The 16762-nt window shown below is 64.6% G+C and carries 17 protein-coding genes; 9 read left to right on the top strand and 8 right to left on the bottom strand.

What is annotated here, in order from left to right; genetic code table 11:
* The first annotated feature begins 54 nt into the window (after window positions 1-54).
* The gene (gene fni / locus BDK88_RS04220; protein WP_130499300.1) at window positions 55-1116 is read left to right on the top strand and encodes a type 2 isopentenyl-diphosphate Delta-isomerase; all 1062 of its coding nucleotides are present in this window, start codon (window positions 55-57) and stop codon (window positions 1114-1116) included.
* Window positions 1117-1263: 147 nt separating this feature from the next.
* On the opposite strand, the gene BDK88_RS04215 is transcribed toward fni, so the two are convergent.
* Window positions 1264-1431: a DUF1931 family protein gene (locus BDK88_RS04215; protein ID WP_008013450.1), complete on the bottom strand. Its 168-nt coding sequence runs from the start codon at window positions 1429-1431 to the stop codon at window positions 1264-1266.
* Window positions 1432-1738: 307 nt separating this feature from the next.
* Between BDK88_RS04215 and larB the strand changes: the two genes are divergently transcribed.
* The 5 genes from larB (at window position 1739) to BDK88_RS04195 (ending at window position 5718) form a co-directional block, all read left to right on the top strand.
* Window positions 1739-2497: a nickel pincer cofactor biosynthesis protein LarB gene (larB, locus tag BDK88_RS04210; RefSeq protein ID WP_130499299.1), complete on the top strand. Its 759-nt coding sequence runs from the start codon at window positions 1739-1741 to the stop codon at window positions 2495-2497.
* A gap of 119 nt (window positions 2498-2616) precedes the next feature.
* Window positions 2617-2766 (top strand): DUF7563 family protein, encoded by a 150-nt coding sequence (locus BDK88_RS22500; RefSeq protein ID WP_254762412.1) that lies wholly within the window; start codon window positions 2617-2619, stop codon window positions 2764-2766.
* A 72-nt stretch (window positions 2767-2838) separates the two neighbouring features.
* Window positions 2839-3093: a GIY-YIG nuclease family protein gene (locus tag BDK88_RS04205; RefSeq protein ID WP_130499298.1), complete on the top strand. Its 255-nt coding sequence runs from the start codon at window positions 2839-2841 to the stop codon at window positions 3091-3093.
* Window positions 3094-3199: 106 nt separating this feature from the next.
* Window positions 3200-4159, top strand: a complete 960-nt coding sequence (locus BDK88_RS04200) for a hypothetical protein (protein ID WP_130499297.1) — start codon at window positions 3200-3202, stop codon at window positions 4157-4159.
* 167 nt (window positions 4160-4326) lie between these two features.
* The gene (locus BDK88_RS04195; RefSeq protein WP_130499296.1) at window positions 4327-5718 is read left to right on the top strand and encodes a phosphoglucomutase/phosphomannomutase family protein; all 1392 of its coding nucleotides are present in this window, start codon (window positions 4327-4329) and stop codon (window positions 5716-5718) included.
* A 22-nt stretch (window positions 5719-5740) separates the two neighbouring features.
* Here the strand turns inward: BDK88_RS04195 and cysE are convergent, their stop codons facing one another.
* The 3 genes from cysE to BDK88_RS04180 form a co-directional block, all read right to left on the bottom strand.
* Window positions 5741-6259, bottom strand: coding sequence for a serine O-acetyltransferase (gene cysE, locus BDK88_RS04190; protein ID WP_130499295.1), 519 nt, complete (start codon window positions 6257-6259; stop codon window positions 5741-5743).
* A 204-nt stretch (window positions 6260-6463) separates the two neighbouring features.
* Window positions 6464-7132 carry a metallophosphoesterase family protein gene (locus tag BDK88_RS04185; protein ID WP_130499294.1) on the bottom strand — a complete coding sequence of 223 codons (669 nt, stop codon included), beginning with the start codon at window positions 7130-7132 and terminating at the stop codon, window positions 6464-6466.
* Between the two features lie 151 nt (window positions 7133-7283).
* Entirely contained in the window at window positions 7284-7874 is a 591-nt protein-coding gene (locus BDK88_RS04180) for an IMP cyclohydrolase (protein WP_130499293.1), read from the bottom strand.
* Between the two features lie 109 nt (window positions 7875-7983).
* Here BDK88_RS04180 and BDK88_RS04175 point away from each other — a divergent pair, with 109 nt between their 5' ends.
* The gene (locus BDK88_RS04175) at window positions 7984-8577 is read left to right on the top strand and encodes a homing endonuclease associated repeat-containing protein (RefSeq protein WP_130499292.1); all 594 of its coding nucleotides are present in this window, start codon (window positions 7984-7986) and stop codon (window positions 8575-8577) included.
* 640 nt (window positions 8578-9217) lie between these two features.
* On the opposite strand, the gene BDK88_RS04160 is transcribed toward BDK88_RS04175, so the two are convergent.
* Both BDK88_RS04160 and BDK88_RS04155 read right to left on the bottom strand, forming a co-directional pair.
* On the bottom strand, window positions 9218-10564 hold the full coding sequence (locus BDK88_RS04160; protein WP_130499291.1) for an oxidoreductase: 1347 nt from the start codon (window positions 10562-10564) through the stop codon (window positions 9218-9220).
* A gap of 96 nt (window positions 10565-10660) precedes the next feature.
* Entirely contained in the window at window positions 10661-11704 is a 1044-nt protein-coding gene (locus tag BDK88_RS04155; RefSeq protein ID WP_130499290.1) for an NAD(P)-dependent alcohol dehydrogenase, read from the bottom strand.
* A 186-nt stretch (window positions 11705-11890) separates the two neighbouring features.
* Here BDK88_RS04155 and BDK88_RS04150 point away from each other — a divergent pair, with 186 nt between their 5' ends.
* On the top strand, window positions 11891-12955 hold the full coding sequence (locus BDK88_RS04150) for an amidohydrolase family protein (RefSeq protein WP_130499796.1): 1065 nt from the start codon (window positions 11891-11893) through the stop codon (window positions 12953-12955).
* The gene (locus tag BDK88_RS04145) at window positions 12955-13731 is read left to right on the top strand and encodes an iron-sulfur cluster assembly protein (protein WP_130499289.1); all 777 of its coding nucleotides are present in this window, start codon (window positions 12955-12957) and stop codon (window positions 13729-13731) included. Before BDK88_RS04150 ends, BDK88_RS04145 begins: the two co-directional genes overlap by 1 nt.
* A 74-nt stretch (window positions 13732-13805) precedes the next feature.
* Here the strand turns inward: BDK88_RS04145 and cgi121 are convergent, their stop codons facing one another.
* Window positions 13806-14312, bottom strand: a complete 507-nt coding sequence (gene cgi121 / locus BDK88_RS04140; RefSeq protein ID WP_130499288.1) for a KEOPS complex subunit Cgi121 — start codon at window positions 14310-14312, stop codon at window positions 13806-13808.
* On the bottom strand, window positions 14312-16666 hold the full coding sequence (locus BDK88_RS04135; protein WP_130499287.1) for an ATP-dependent DNA helicase: 2355 nt from the start codon (window positions 16664-16666) through the stop codon (window positions 14312-14314). Before BDK88_RS04135 ends, cgi121 begins: the two co-directional genes overlap by 1 nt.
* Window positions 16667-16762 lie beyond the last annotated feature (96 nt).

Here is a 16762-nt window from a genome sequence, read left to right as displayed (position 1 = left end):
ACGAATGGACACCTTTTCAATACCATCACACTACCCTCCGATGGAGACAATTCGATGCCCGAGACATCCGACAGGAAAGACGATCACATCCGCATCATCGAAGAGGAAGACATCGAAACGGACGGCGCAGGGTTCACCGATATCGACCTCGTCCACGAGGCACTGCCGGATGTCCACCGCGACGAGATCGACACGACCACCTCGCTGTTCGGCCACGAACTCGCCGCCCCCATCGTCATCGAGAGCATGACTGGCGGCCACCCGAACACGACGAAAATCAACCGGGCGCTGGCCGAAGCCGCCCAGGAGACGAATATCGCCATGGGCGTCGGTAGCCAGCGTGCCGGCCTCGAGCTCGACGACGAGGACCTACTCGAGTCGTACACGGTCGTCCGAGACGTTGCGCCCGACGCCTTCCTCTATGGCAACGTTGGCGCGGCCCAGTTGCTCGAGTACGACGTCGACGACGTCGAGCGCGCCGTCGAGATGATCGACGCCGATGCGATGGCGATCCATCTGAACTTCTTACAGGAAGCCGTCCAACCGGAGGGTGATGTCGATGCGCGCGGCTGCCTCGACGCGATCGAGGCCGTCGCCGCCGACCTCTCGGTGCCGGTGATCGTCAAGGAGACGGGCAACGGAATCGCACGTGAGACGGCGCGTCGACTCGCCGACGCCGGTGTCGACGCCGTCGATGTCGCCGGGCAAGGCGGTACGACGTGGTCGGGAATCGAGTCCCACCGCGCGGCCGCGGTCGGTGCTGACCGTCAGGAAGCGATCGGACAGCTGTTCCGGGCCTGGGGTGTCCCAACTGCAGTGAGTACGCTCGAGGCGGCATCCGTCCACGACTGCGTGATCGCAAGCGGCGGCGTCCGCTCTGGACTCGACATCGCGAAGGCGATCGCCCTCGGTGCGCGCGCTGGCGGACTCGCAAAGCCGTTTCTCGCCCCCGCAGGGCAGGGGACCGACGCCGTCGTCGACCTGATCGAGACGCTTGCCCTCGAGTTACGGACGGCGATGTTCGTCACCGGGTCGGCGTCGATCCCGGAACTGCGCGAGACCGATTACGTGCTACTCGGTCGAACCAACGAGTACGTGACCCAGCGCCAGCGCTGATACTGCTGGAGAACACGATTTACCGGTGCAACCGCAGGGCGGTCGCGGTTGCACCGGCAATGACGTACAGTAGACCGTATGACGAGCGACGGATATGCGCAGCTCTTGGCTGTCGCGGCGTCGATAAAAAACGAAGCAGTCTCGACCTTACAGGTCGCGGGGCTGGACCGTCTTCCGGTCGTTAGCCTCAGCGCGTCGGGCCGCATCGTCGAGCAGCTCGGAGACCTCCTCGTCGAGGGCGTCGTAGAAGTCCGAGGCGACGTTTTTGTCATCGAGCGCTTCCTTTACGGCGGCTTTGACGATAAGATCTGCCATACGATCTATTCCTTTCCCGTTACCCTATATAAGAATTGTGCTTACTACCGGAAATACGGGGGTTGCAGCGGTTGATTCGCCGGTTTCGATGGCCAGACTCACCGGAAAGTATATGTCTAATGAGCGACCCGGTTCGATTTCGAAGGCCGTCAATCACCGGATTCCGGCTCGCGCGCGGTCCTCCGGGGCTCGCGCGCACGTTCAGTACCTGACCAACCAGAGACCAACCAGACCAGACCCCTCGTTCACTCGGTTGTTCTCGACCCTGGGTCGACGGATTCGAGTGTCTCGGCCGCGGAGCGCGTGTATGCGTGAACTCCTCGACGCCGTCGCCGATGGTACCGTCTCGCCAGCGGCGGCCGAGGCCGAACTCAGGGGGTATGCCACCGGCGAGGCGGGCCGGTTCGACGCAGCCCGCGACCAGCGCCGTGGCGTCCCAGAAGCGATCTTCGCAGAGGGAAAATCGACCCCGCAGGTCGTCGCACTGGCCGAAACCGCACTCGAGACGACCGGGCGAGCACTGCTCACCCGTGTCTCCGACCCGCAGTTTGCCGCTCTCGAGGACTACGTCGCGGAGACGACTCCGGACGCGACGATCCACCGCCACAGCGGCGCGGTTCGGGTGGTGACCGCCGACTACGAGCCGCCGTCGCTCGAGGCGACCGTCGGCATCGCCACCGGCGGGACGGTCGACGAGGCAGTCGCCGATGAAGCCGAGGCCGTCTGTCTGGACGCCGGCGCGACGGTCGATCGGGTCGACGACGTTGGTGTCGCAGCGCTGTCTCGCACGCTCGATCAGCTCGATCGGTTCCGCGACGCCGACGTGATGATCGTCGCTGCCGGCCGGGAGGGTGCACTGCCGACCGTCGTCGCCGGTCTCGTCGATACGCCGGTCATCGGCGTCCCCGTCTCGAGCGGCTACGGGTACGGCGGCGACGGCGAGGCGGCACTCGCCGGGATGTTACAGTCCTGTACCGTTCTCTCGGTCGTCAACATTGATGCGGGCTTTGTCGCTGGCGCACAGGCAACCCTGATCGCACAGGCGATCGCCACGGCTCGTGATTGACACGCATACTTTGTTAGGGAAAAATACTTCCTGCTACCGGAAAGCCAAACAGTGTTTGGAGAAGACTATTTAACTGTTCACCCGGTATAATCGAGTACCGGCTCCGGCCGGTGTGTCCAATGCCCAAGTGTGACCATTGCGGCGCGCACGTCTCCGAACGGTTCGCACGCGTTTTCGCCAACGAACGCGGTGAAATACACGCGTGTGTCAGCTGTTCGGCGAACGCTGGAATCGCTGAAGCCGCGAAAGAACGCGCTCGCGGCGCCTGAACGTATCGCGACGACCGATCAGGACCCCTACGGACGTGAGACTTTTTGCAGCTCCGTCCCATTCGGCAGTCGATGGCCGAGACTGCCCACGTCGTCTACGTCCTCGAGTGTGCTGATGGCTCTCTCTACACCGGCTACACGACCGACCTCGAGCGACGCGTGGCCGAACACGACGCCGGCGACGGTGCGAAATACACCCGTGGCCGAACACCGGTCGAACTCCGCTATCACGAGCGGTTCGACTCGAAATCAGCTGCGATGTCCCGTGAGTACGAGATCAAGCAGCTATCGCGCGCCGAAAAAGAACAGCTCGTCGGGCTCGAGTGATCCGTATTCGCGCACGTGAGCCATCCTGCCAGTTCAGTGGTCGGTCTCGGAGCCGAACTGTCCGTCCGACAACTAAATGTGTGATGGTGATGACAATCGTCTCGAGATGCAACTTGACGTCGTCGACGAACTCAGACAGCCCGACTACACGGGCGAAAACCGCTGCGAACCGTGTACTGTCCTGAACCTGGTTATCGCGATGGTCGCTGGCTCGCTCATCGCGCGGAAATCCCGTCTCGGCGGCCTCCTCGCTGTCGTGATGTCGATCGCGTTGATCTACCTGCGGGGGTATCTCGTCCCCGGCACGCCGACGCTGACCAAGCGGTATCTCCCACCGGCAGTCCTGCGCTGGTTCGGCAAGGACCCCGATCCTGACGTAGCGAGCGGTCTCGGCGGTGCCGACACCGCGGCGACTGCAGACATCGACACAGACCACGGCGATACCGACTCAGCCGGCGCTGCCGATGTGACAAGCCGCGATGCGGATGCGACGTCCGAACCCGACACGACCGCCGGCGAGGCTAATGAACTCGCTGACGCCTTCGACCTCGACCTCGAGACGCTGTTTCTCGAGCACGATGTCCTCGAGCCCTGCGACGACCGAGACGATCTCTGCCTGACCGACGCCTTCGAGGCCGACTGGATCGACGAGATCGACGCCGTCGAGGAGTCGGGGCTCGACGCTACGGCCGCTGTCGACGCGTTCGGGTTCGATGCCGATCCAGACGAGTTCGACCTCGCCGACGGCGGCGAAGCCCGCACGTTGCGTTCCCCGTCCGGCGTGGTGGGTCGCTGGCCCTCTCGTGCCGCGTTGCTCGCTGACGTCGCTGCCGGCCGCGCTCTCGAGTCGTGGGTGCCCGACTGGGACGCCTACCAGCCCGAGACGAAGGGGGCGGTGCTCAACGGGCTTCGGATGTTCCTCGAGACCTGTCCCTCCGGGGGCGACGTACGCATGGGCGAGGAAGTCGTCGAATCCTGCTGTAGTTCCCACAAGGTCGTCGCGGTCACCTGTGAGGAGACGGGCGAACGGCTCTTCGAACAGCGCCTCGCCGATGTCGACGCCTGATACGGTTTGCTGTAACGAGTTACCGGTGCAACCGCAGGGCGGTCGCGGTTGCACCGGCAATGACGTACAGTAGACCGTATGAGTTGGTCTGCTGTGGTGTGACTTCTCATGTTCTGTGGTCGCAGTCGCCCGTCGCTTTTTTCGCACCGGCCCGCGACCACCGCACCATGGAGACGATCAGCTTCGGTACCGATGGCTGGCGGGCGACGCTCGAGGAGTTTACGACGCCACGCGTCCGGATGGTCGGACAGGCGGTCGCGACGTATCTCGACGACGAGGGGCTCGAGGGCCCGGTCGCGATCGGATACGACGCCCGCGAGACCTCCCGCGGGTTCGCCGAGGAACTGTCGCGAGTGCTGTGTGCAAACGGGTTCGACGTGTTGCTCTCCGATCGGGATCGGCCGACGCCGCTGGTCGCCCATGCGATCGTCGACCGCGACCTGGCGGGCGCGCTCGTCATCACGGCCTCGCACAATCCGCCCGAATACAACGGCGTGAAGTTCATTCCCGACGACGGCGCGCCAGCACTGCCCGCCATCACCGATGCTATTGCAGATCGCCTTGCCGAACCCGAGTCGCTTCCCGAAGCCGACCACGGCACCGTCCGCGAGGTCGATTTCGCCCCGTCCCATGCGGACACCGTCTTTGACTTGGTCGAATCGATCACCGGCAGCGCAGACCTCTCGGGGCTGTCGGTCGCCTACGACGCGATGCACGGCAGCGGCCGCGGGACCACCGACGCGGTCCTCGAGCGCGCCGGAGCCGACCTCGAACGCGTCCGGTGTGAGCGCGATCCAGACTTCGGCGGCGGCTCGCCCGAACCCGCCGCGGAGAACCTCGAAACGCTGATCGAAACCGTCACCGACGACAGCGGCGTCGATCTCGGGATCGCCAACGACGGCGACGCCGACCGCATCGCCGTCGTCACGCCCGAACGTGGCTATCTCGACGAGAACCTGTTTTTCGCCGCGCTGTACGACTATCTGCTCGAGGACGCGTCCGGATCGGCGGTCCGGACCGTCTCGACGACGTATCTGATCGACCGGATCGCCGAGGCCCACGGCGAACCCGTCCGGGAGGTCCCGGTCGGCTTCAAGTGGGTCGCCGAGGCGATGGCCGACGGCGACGCGCTCGTCGGCGGCGAGGAGTCCGGCGGCTTCACCGTCCGGGGCCACGTCCGCGAGAAAGACGGCGTGTTGATGGCGTTGCTCGCGGCCACGATGCACGCCGACGAGCCACTGGACGAGCGAGTCGACCGACTCCTCGAGACTCACGGCACCGTGGTTCAGGACAAGATCAGCGTCGACTGTCCCGACAGCGAGAAGGCGCGGGTCCTCGACGACCTCGAGACAGCGATCCCCGAAACCGTCGCGGACACCGACGTCGAGGACGTCAACACCGCCGACGGGTTCAAACTCCTGCTGGCCGACGGCTCGTGGCTGCTCGTTCGCCCCAGTGGCACGGAGCCGGTGTTGCGGGTCTACGCCGAGGCAGGGGACGAGAAACGGGTTCGTGAGTTGCTCGAGGCGGGTCGAGGACTGCTCGAGCCGCTCGTGTAACCGGCTGATTCGGCTGCGTTCGTCAGTCGACTCGTTCTGCTGGAATGCCGACGACGGTCGCACCGGGGTCGACGTCCTGCGTGACGACCGAGCCGGCACCGACGGCTGCCTCCTCGCCGATCGTGATATCGCCGAGCAGCGTCGCGTTGGCTCCTAATTGTGCGCCCGATTCGACCGTCGGATGGCGCTTGACCGGTTCGTTCGTGGCCCCGCCGAGCGTGACGCCGTGATACATGTGGACGTCGTCGCCGATCTCTGCCGTCTCGCCGATGACGACGCCCATCCCGTGATCGATCGTCACCCGCCGACCGAGATCCGCGCCTGGGTGAATCTCGACGCCGGTCAACAGCCGCACGAGATGGGAAAGCAGCCGTGCCACAAATCGCTCGCCGGTCCCGCCGCCGGTCCAGCATCGGTGTGCGATCCGGTGGGCCCAGACCGCGTGCAGCCCCGGATAGCAACACAGCACCTCGAGCCAGCCCTTCGCTGCGGGATCACGCTCGCGCATCGCCCGCATGTCCTCGTAGATGCGCCTAAGCATCGGTCTCGATCGTCTCCCTTGTCGATCCGGTCTCGAGGCGTCGTCGGTTCCGGGACGGACGCGAGCGACACCACCGGCCCACGACGTGCCGTGGCTGGTTCCGATCGGTACACACAGTCGAGCCGGGAGCTACCATGTCAGACAGTAGCCGTGGAGGACGTGTTAAAGCGTCCCTTTCCGTGGTCGCGTGCCGGCTCACGGCTCTCACTCCCCGCGTGCGAGCCGCGTTCCGATGCGGTCGGGGAGCCCGGCCTCGTCGACGGCCGTCTGCACCGCCTCGATGTCGTATTCGACGCGGCCGGTCTCGACGGTCAACGCCTCGAGATCCACGACGGCGTACCCCGCCCGCGGATCTCCATCGCGGGGCTGGCCGACACTGCCCGGGTTGACGACGATCCCCTCGGCGAACCGCTCGACGCCCTGAACGTGCGTATGACCGAGCACCAGCACGTCTTCGTCGCCGAGCAGCCGCGGTGTAAACTCCTGCGGGTAGGTATATCTGGTGTAGCGATCCGGATCGTCCGGATGGCCGTGGACGAGTTTCAGCTGTCCGTCGTAGACGTGGCGCTCGGCCGGGAGTTCGGCGAGCCACTCGAGCTGATCGTCAGAAAGCTGCGCTTCCGCGTGCTCGACGCCTGCCTGCGCCATGCCGTTGAATCGGAAGGGCGTCTCCGCGGCAACGGCGGCGTCGTGGTTGCCCATCACCGTCGGCACGTCCCGGTCTCGCAGCATGTCGACGCAGTCAGCCGGCCAGGGGTTGTAGCCGACCACGTCCCCCGCACAGCACACCTCATCGACCGGCGGCATGGCCTCGAGGACGGCCTCGAGGGCGACTCGGTTCCCATGGATGTCCGAGATGAGTCCGACCTTCATGCCCACAGCTAACAGGTGCCAGTGATTTGTAGGTTATCCAGTAGGTGGGCATAGCGGCGGGTGGTCGACGACCCAGCGCCCGTCGATACTCGTTCGGGAGCGATAGCTACGCTGGGCTGGTGATTGCAGCGAGCAAAACGAGCTGTGCCGCTCAGTTGCCGTTTTCGATCGCCGTCTCGAACCCGTCGTCAGTCAGTGCGACACCGGCTGCACAGACGGCGTGCTCGAACTCGTGGTCGTAGACCTCGCTGGCGGCTGCGTCGGCGCTGTCGGCCTCGAGGGCGAACGCTTCCGGGGCGTCGTTCTCGTAGGTCGCGACCAGCGTCGGCTCGTCGACGGTCTCGACGAGCAGGGCGTCCTTGCGAACCGTGCCGATCATGGCCTCGCCATCGTCGCCGATCGTCGCCGCGATCCGGGGCGTGTCGTAGTCGTCCTTTTCGTAATCGAGTGCCAGCAGGCTCTCGGCCAGCGCATCGCGAGCGGGATAGCCACGCTCGAGTTTCTCCGCGATCGGGTCGACGTGCGACCCGTTCCCGAAGGCGACCGTCTCGCCCGTCGGCGTCTCGACGACGCGCAGGCAGTTGTAAGAGACATAGGGGTTGTCAGTCTCCGGTGCGTCGTCGGTGGGACCGACGGTGAGTGCTTCCTCTCGAGCGGTGATCTCGCGGTTGGGGAACGAACGTGAAGAGACGCGATACGCGCCGACCTCGGGGCCGACGACGACGAATCGTCCGACGTACATACTCGGGGGTGCGCGAGAGCGGGAAAAAGGAATGTCGATTCGCGCTCGAGTGGTCGAATTCGCCAGTATCGGGCGAGAGTTTATACACGATAACGCGGTCAACGGTGGTGTGACGACGGACGAGGAGTGTCTCGAGGCCCTTCGGGAGGCCGCCGACCGACTGGGTGAATCGCCGACGAAGGCGCAGTACGAGGAGTTGGGATTGCGACCCGCCTCTGCAACGATTATGGAGCAACTAGGCGGCTGGAATGCGGCGAAAGAACGCGCGGGGTTGGAAACGTTCGATCGCAGTGCAACGGGCGACCAGCCTGTCCAGCCGAAACCGCAGTGGGTCGATATTCCTGACGACCTCGAGTGGGAAGACCTCACAGGCCAACAGCGATGGTACTACAAGAACCGGGAGAAACGAATCGAGCGAAAGGACCGTCGCCGAGCGGAAATCCGGCGATGGCTCTACGCGTATAAGGACCGACACTGCGAGTGTGCTCGCTGTGACGAAGCCAGACCACCGTGTCTCGACTTTCACCATCCAGACGAGAAAGAACACAGCATCGCGACCATGGTCGTCAATGGCCACTCGAAGGCAAGTATTCGCGAGGAGATCGAGCGCTGTATTGTCCTCTGTGCGAATTGTCACCGACTCGAACACGCCGATCCACCCGACTGCGGGTCGGAGCGACTCCAACCCGACAATCATAAATAGGGCCACGGCCAACGATCTATCGCAGCGCAGTCCCCTGGGGTAGTGGCCAATCCTGAAGCCTTCTGGGGGCTTCGACACAGGTTCGAATCCTGTGGGGACTACTCTTTCCGTTCTTTCGACTCGAGCACCTTCGTAGCCCCTGCCGTCGATCTCCAGTCGAAACGAAGGGGTCAGCCGGTATTATGCGAGCCACCAGAAATCATATCTCATCGCCGCCGGTAGGGGGCCGGTAGAACCGACGGACCCTCCTCGCTGCCGGCGGGATCGCCGACGCCCGCGGCTTCTCGAAGTACGAGAAAGCTCACATTGCCGGTGCGGTCCTGAGTACTTCGCCGCCGTACACGCCCGACGACGATCCGGTCGCTGACTGGCCCAGAAGCGAGCGAATCGTCACGTACTGTGGCTGTCCACACCCTCCCCCCTGTCCGGTTGCGCGCTGCAAAGCTGATCGAAAACGGCTACGAGGAGGTCTATGCGCTGGACGACGGATTCGGGGGCGTGGATCGACCGTGATCGATCGAGGGCGCGAACGTGTCGGCAGATCGCGCGACCGCCTCGCGATTCAGAGTCGATGCGCCCACGTACACCGTCGAGGGACCGCTCGAGGAACTGACGAGCACCACCGTAACGCCCTCAGTGGCTACCGGTCGGACCGCTCGTAGGCTCCCGCTCGCTCGAGTTCGCCCCGTTTTCGCAGCACACCGGGCGTCCGACAGATACCCGGTGCGCCCGTCACCTGGGGCACCGTACAGTTGTTACAACTCTCGCAGACGACACGCGGCTCGTCGCCGTCCAGTTTGGCCTCGAGCAACCGCGCACCCAGCCGCGGTTCGGCGTAGAACGGGCGGGCCATCCCGACCATGTCACACGCGGGGGGTTCGTCCCCGTTCGAGCCGAGCAGCCGATCCATCTCTGCTCGCTCGCGAATCCCGCCCTCTGCAAGGACAGGGATCGACACCTGATCGCGGACCTGCCGGCAGAAGTCCTCGTTCCACGCCGATTCGAAGTCGTACTGGAGCGATTGGACGCGATTTGCCAGCGCGACGAGCCGTCGTCGAGTCGCGCCGCCGAAGGCTGCGTCGTACGCTTCGCGCAGTGCCTCGTTGTCCCACGCGCGTTCGGGGTACGCTCCGCGAACGATGCTCATGTCCCAGGTGACCGATGTCTGGACGGGGACGACCGCGTCGTAGCCGATCCGCTCGAGTCGGCGAGCGATTTCGATCCCATCCGCGAGCGAGAGTTTCCGCTGAACGATGGGCGCGGGCGGGGCGGGCGTCTCGGCGGGGACCTTGGTCACCAGCGGCACGTCGCCCGCCCGCTCGCGGATCTCGTCGTGGACGATCGCGAGGAACGCGAGGCGAGCCTCGGGTGAGCCGCCGAACTCGTCATCGCGCCGGTTGTAAAACGGCGACAGGAACTGCTGGACGATCCCCATGTTGGCCCCGGCGAGGTGAATCCCGTCGTAGCCCGCGTCGACGGCGCGCGCCGCCGCGCGGCCAAAGTCGGCGGCGAGGTCGTACACCTCTGCCGTCGAGAGAACGTATGGATCGTACTCGAGAAATCCAATCCGGTCTAGCAGTCGTAACTGCCACGGCGGTTCCGACACCGCGAGCTGCTCGAGGTCCGGATGCTCCGTTCGGTACTCGGCGTGCCAGGTCTCCATACTCCGCAGGCCCCCGTGCTCGAGCTGAATGAAAATCCGGCTTCCGTGGTCGTGAATCCGGTCAGTCAGCCGGGAGAGCCGGGCGACGAAGTCGGGATCGTGAACGCGGGTCATCCCCGGCGCGGCACAGCCGCCCTCGCCGCGGACGATCGTCGCGCCCTGGCAGATGAGCCCGACACCCGACTCGGCGGCCGGTTCGAGGTCGTCGATCAGCGCCTCGACCGCGTCGGGACCGTTGCCCGCACACTCGAGTAAGGGTGCGCGATAGAGCCGGTTGGGGACCGTCATACCGCCGATCTCGATGGGATCCTCGAGCGTTGCCATGGGGGCCGTATCACGTGCCCCGGCAAGAGTGTAGTGCCAGTCGGCGATCGGCTGCCGTCTTGGGATGAGCCGTCGGCGTCGCGCCTGCCGGCTGACTCAGGGTGGGAGGATGACCGCTCGGCCTTCGATTTCGTTGTGCTCGAGCCGTTCGGCGACCGTGTTGATCTCGCCTAAGTCGTGGCGCTCGGTACGCAGTTCGACGTCGCCGCGATCGACGAGTGCGACGAGTTCCTGGAGTTCGGCGTACTTGCCGACCAGTGTCCCCCGGTAGGCGAACTCGCCGTTGACCAGTGCCTGACTGGGTTCGTGGATGTGGCCGCCGTAGCCGACGATGTGGTGGTCGCCCCCGGCGGCGACGATCTCGGGTGCCAGTCCCGTCGTCTCGTCGCCGCCGACGAAGTCGATCACCTGCTGGGCTCCATCGTCGTCGGTCAGATCGGCGATGATGTCCGGGAGGTCCTCGTCGGCAGCGTTGACCGTGTGGTGTGCGCCTATCTCGTCTGCGAGCTCGAGTGCCTCGTCTTTGATATCGACGGCGACGATGTCCGCGGCGCTCATCGCCTCGAGACACTGCACCCCGATGTGGCCGAGGCCGCCGACACCGATGACGACGCTGGTGTCGCCGGGATTCAGTTCGTCGACAGCCTTCTTGACGGCGTGGTAGGCCGTAATCCCCGCGTCGGCGTGTGGGGCGATGTCGGTCGGATCGACGCCGTCTGGCAGCGGAATCACGGCGCGCTCGTTGGTCAGGAGGTACTCGGCGAAGCCCCCGTTAGTCGTGAGGCCGTTGAACGCGCTATTTTTGCAGTACATGTCCTCACCGAGCCGACAGGGCCGACAGATGCCACAGGTCTGGACAGGATGGCAGATCACCGGATCGCCTTCTTCGACCAGCGTTACCTCGTCGCCGGTTTCGGCGACGATCCCCGCGTTTTCGTGACCCAGCGTCATCGGCAGGTCCTGCGGAGCGTATTCGTCCCACATTCCCTCGATGATGTGGTTGTCTGTCTGACACCAGCCCGCGCCCTCGACCTCGATCAACACGCCGTCGGACTGTTCGATATCCGGCCGGTCGATCTCGTCGACCGAGAGCGCGTCGCTCATGTCGTCGGTGTATCCGTGGAGTCTGGCTGCTTGCATGGGACTGACACACAGTTTATCGTCATCCGTGATAACGTTCCCCTCGCACCTCGTGTCGCGTGAGTGTTTTGGATTTGATACTACTACCTACAGCCGCTAATTTTGGCCGCAAAAATCGATCCAAGTGTCGCATTCATCTCTTCCTGAAAAAGAGTAATGGGTAGTGGTACCGATGTGCATGGTGCGATGTATCAGCACAACGGAGAGGAGATCTTCGTCATCGACGGCCACGTACACCTGTGGGACGCGACGGAAGAGAATATCAAACACCAGGGAGGGGAAGAGTTCATCCAGTGTTTCTACGACTATCACACGACGTTCACGCCCGAGGAGCGCGAGTGGGATATAGACGAGTATCGCAAGTACGGCGCTGACCGGATGGTCGAGGACCTGTTCGGCAACGCCGCCGCCGACATGGCGATTTTCCAGCCGACGTACCTTACCGACTTTTACGACGAGGGGTTCAACACCACCGAGCAGAACGCCGAACTCGCGACCGAACATCCCGAACGGTTCGTTTTAAACGGTACCTTCGACCCCCGCGACGGCGAGGAGGGCCTCGAGTACCTCGAGGAACTCCACGAGAACTACGATATCCCCGGCGTCAAGCTCTACACCGCCGAGTGGCGCGGCGACTCGAAGGGCTGGCGACTCGACGACGAGGAAGCTTTCGAGTTTTTACAGAAGTGTGCCGACCTCGGTATCGAAAACATCCATCCCCACAAGGGACCGACGATTCGGCCGCTCAATCGCGACGCCTTCGACGTGAAAGACGTCGACGACGCAGCCTCGTCGTTCCCGGAACTCAACTTCATCGTCGAACACGTCGGCTTACCCCGGCTGGACGACTTCTGCTGGATCGCCGCCCAGGAGACGAACGTCTACGGCGGCCTGGCCGTCGCCGCGCCGTTCGCACAGAACCGACCGGGCAAGTTCTCTGAGATCATGTCCGAACTGCTGTGGTGGCTCGGCGAGGATCGCATCCTCTTTGGCTCGGACTACGCGCTGTGGAACCCCGATTGGCTCGTCGAGGAGGTGATGGAAGCCGAACTCACCCAGGAACACCGCATGGAGTACGGCGTCGAGTGGGACCTCGAGACGAAAAAGAAGGTGATGGGCGGAAACGCCGCCGAACTCTACGATATCGACATCGAGGCGAAACGCCAGGCGTTCGAAGACGACGAGATCAGCCAGCAGTTCGACCTCGAGGACCACTACGCAGGCGAGGAACCCGCACCCGCGGACGACTGATGAGCACGCAGCCATCCGACGACCCCGCTCCGACGCGAGCGGCTGTCCGCGACCGACTCGACCGAGTCACCGATCCGGAACTCGACCGTTCGATCGTCGCACTCGAGTATATCGACGCGATCGAGATCGACGGTGGCTACGTCAGTGTCGACCTCACGCTCCCGACCGCGTGGTGCTCGCCGGCCTTCGCGTGGATGATGGCCGTCGACGCCCGCGACGAGATCGAGTCGTTGCCGGCAGTCGAGGAGGCCCGGATCACGCTCCACGAGCACATGCACGAGACGGAGATCAACCGCGGCGTCAACGAGAACCTCTCGTTCGCCGAGGCGTTTCCGGACGCCGACGGCGACGTCGCGGCAGTCCGTGCCGAACTCGATGACAAGGCCCGCGTTGCTCGCCAGTACGACGCGGTCGAGGCGCTGCTCGAGGCCGGACTCGACGCTGAGGCAATCGTCGACGTTCGACTGCGCAATCTCGAGCTGACTGACGGGGCCGAATCCGCTGCCGTCTACGTCCGCGACCGCTCGTTTGCCGTCGCCGTTCCGAACGCACCGCTCGAGCGCTACCTCGAGAAGGCCCGCGAAACCGACCTCGTCTCGGCCCCGGACGACTATCTGTTTCGAACGCCAGAGGGCGAACCGATAGATCCCGACTCGTTCGACCTCGTTCACCGACGCGGTCGGCTCGCACAGGTCAACATGTCGAGTCAGGGTGGCATCTGTGATGGCCTTCGAGAGGCCCGAGAGGGTCGGCTCGAGCGAAGCGCAGACGACTGATGGGACGGCGGTGGAGCCGGAGCGACACCGGGATCGACCACCTTCGTCGTGTTCTGACCCGGTCGTCGCTGCGACTACTTTTCGACCTCGAGCAGTGCCACCCGCTCGCGAACCAGTGCCGAAAGCGGTGCGTCGGTGGCCTCACGTTCGGCGTCAGGAACGTCGAAAAAGTCACACAGCGTCTCGACGTCTTGCGTCTCGAGTGTCGGTTCGCGGTCGACGAACGCAGCCAGCGTTTCGACTGCCTCGAGCGCTGCCGTCTCGTCCTCGTCTGAATCGCCGTCGACGAGCACCACTGCCTGGGTCTCGCCGTCGTCGACGCCCATCGCGAGCGCACGATCGATCTGTCGGCGACCGGCGGCGTACAGCAGGATTTCGACGGCGCGGTCACGGGCGACGTTCTCACCGCGATCGATGGCGCGGTCGGCGAACTCGACGGCTTGCTCGAGGTGGCGGCGATCGGCGACGTAGCGGGCGTCGAACGCCTGGATCGTCACGCCGTGTCGGTCGCCGAAGTCACCGAGGTCGGCGACGAACGAGTCGATATCGTCGATCTCGAGTCGGCATTCGATGAGTTGCATTAGAAATCACCCAGGCTCGACTGACTGTCGTCTGCTCCGTTTGTTGCTGTCGCGTCGTCGGTCCCGTCACCACCGCTCGAGGGAGCTGTCATGCCGCCGTCGCCCGACCCTGCTGAGTCCGGCTCGACGCCGTCCATCGAGGGATCCTCGCGGCCGGCGTTCTCGAGGATGTTCTCGGCCGTTTTCTTTCCTTTAAGCGCGCCGAGCACGACGCTTTTGTCGGCCGTTCGCAGGTCTGCAGGCTCCTCGATTCCTGCCTCGTAGAGCCGGCGAGCGCGCTTGCGGCCCACACCGCCGACCGAGACGAGTTCCAGCAGTTCCTCGCCGACGCCGTGTTCGACACGGGCGCGGGCTTCGCGGACCGCGACGGTCCACTCGCTGTCGATCTCGGCGGCCAGCGACTCGGCCGCGCCCAGCAGCCACTCGGCGGTGTCGACTTTGCCACGCAGATCGCCCGGTCCGATCTTATACCGATCGGTCAGTCGTTCTTCGTCCGTTTCGTCGGCCCAGTCCTCGAGTAGCTTGCCAGTCTTGAGCGCGGCCAGCCAGTCTTCGAAGCGCTCCTCCTCGAACTCGCTTGGCGTATCGCCCAGCAGTTCTGGCTCGCGCTCGTAGAAGAGCTCGCCGAATTTCTCGTCCTCGCCCGAGCGCAGGTAGAGTTCGTACATATCGGGCGTGCGCGAGACGAGCTGGTAGAGGCCGAGCGCGGTCGGCCGGTCGTCCGCACGCTCCAATCCGTGGACGATTTCGGCAGCGCTCATCGGATCGAGGTAGAGCCGCGAGACGGTATGCCCGAGGCTGGTCGCCGCGAGCGTCTCCTCGCCGTTGTCGGCGAGGTCGGCAGCAGCGGTGAACGCGCTGCCGTCGTCTTCGTTCCCGTCACCGCCGTCACTGTCGCGCTCGATGAAGTCGTTCGACTCGAGATACTGCAAGACCGTGTCGGTCACCGTTTCGAGACGGCCGGCTTCGGTCGACTGGCTCGCGTAGAGCGTAGCCTCGAGGAACTCGAGCAGGCCCTCGCGGGTGCGGGCAAAGCCAGAAGCGATAGTCGCGAGCACGTGGGTCCGCAGGGCAGGTTCGGCCGCCAGTTTCGAGCGCACTGGCTCGGGATCGGCCCAGATATAGCGGTCGAACAGCTCCCGGCTCTCGTCGTGGTTCTTGGCTAGCAGGACGGCCTCACCGTAGGGGTCGAGCCCCGGTCGGCCAGCCCGTCCCATCATCTGGTGGACCTCGAGGACATCCAGTGGTGCCATTCCACCGGCGCTGGGGTCGAAGCGTCGCCAGTCACGGACGATCACGCGGCGGGCAGGCGTGTTGACGCCGGCGGCAAGCGTCGGTGTCGCCGAGATTACTTTCAACAGGCGGTCACGGAAGGCATCCTCGACGAGGCTCCGCTGAGTGCTCGAGAGGCCAGCGTGGTGAAACGCCGCGCCCCGTTCGACGCAGTCGGCTAAGTCCTTGCTCGTCTCGGTGTCGCTGTCGTCGCGGATATCGTCGGCTAACTCGGCGAGCGTCGCTTCTTCCTCAGCGGTCAGTTCGGTCCTCGAGACGCCGCCTAACCGTTTTGCAGCCGCTTCTGCGTTCCGCCGGGAGTTGACGAACACGAGCGAGGACCCATCTTCCTGTAAAATGTCGCGGACGAGCGCGGCCTCCTGCTTTTCGGTGCCCTCGACGGGTACCTCGCGTGTCGAGCCGTCGTCGAAGTTCAACGCGTTCCCGTAGTGGACGCCCATCTGGAGGTCGATCGGCCGCCAGTCGGTATCCACGAGTGCGGCGTCGAGCCAATCGGCGATTTCGTCGGCGTTGCCGACCGTCGCCGAGAGCGCGACGGTCTGCAGCCCAGGGTTGAGCTGGCGGAGTTTCGCTAGCGTCACCTCGAGCGTCGGTCCCCGGTTGCGGTCGTCGATCAGGTGGACCTCGTCGGACACGACACAGGTGAGATCGGAGAGCCAGTCTGCGCCGTTTCGAACGAGCGAGTCGACTTTCTCGCTGGTGGCAACGACGATGTCTTTCGTCGCGAGCCAGTCGCTGGTCGACTCGTAGTTGCCCGTCGTGACGCCGACGGTCACGCCGAACTCCTCGTAGGCCTCGAACTCGGCCCGTTTCTCGCTGGCGAGCGCTCGCAGCGGAACGATGTACAGTGCTTTGCCGCCGCGTTCGATCGCCGAGAGCATCGCGAGGGCGGCGATCATCGTCTTCCCGCTGGCGGTGGGGACGGCCGCGACGAGGTTTTCGCCCTCGGTCGCGCCGGCCTCGACCGCCTTAGCTTGTGGCGGGTAGAGCTCCTCGATGCCCTCGCGCTTGAAGTGATCGATGGCACCGGGTGGGAGCCCCGACAGCTCCTCGAGATTCATTGTCCGTCCTTGGCCCCGTTTGCGGTTTAAAGTATCGTCTTTCGGACTCCGTCGATCGAGGCTGCTTCGGGGCTACTGTGTGTTCCTGCGTGCGCT

The organism is Natrinema hispanicum, from assembly GCF_004217335.1.
Taxonomy (GTDB): Archaea; Halobacteriota; Halobacteria; order Halobacteriales; family Natrialbaceae; genus Natrinema; species Natrinema hispanicum.
Note: the sequence above shows the minus strand (reverse complement) of the source record. Positions and strands in the feature narration are given on the sequence as shown.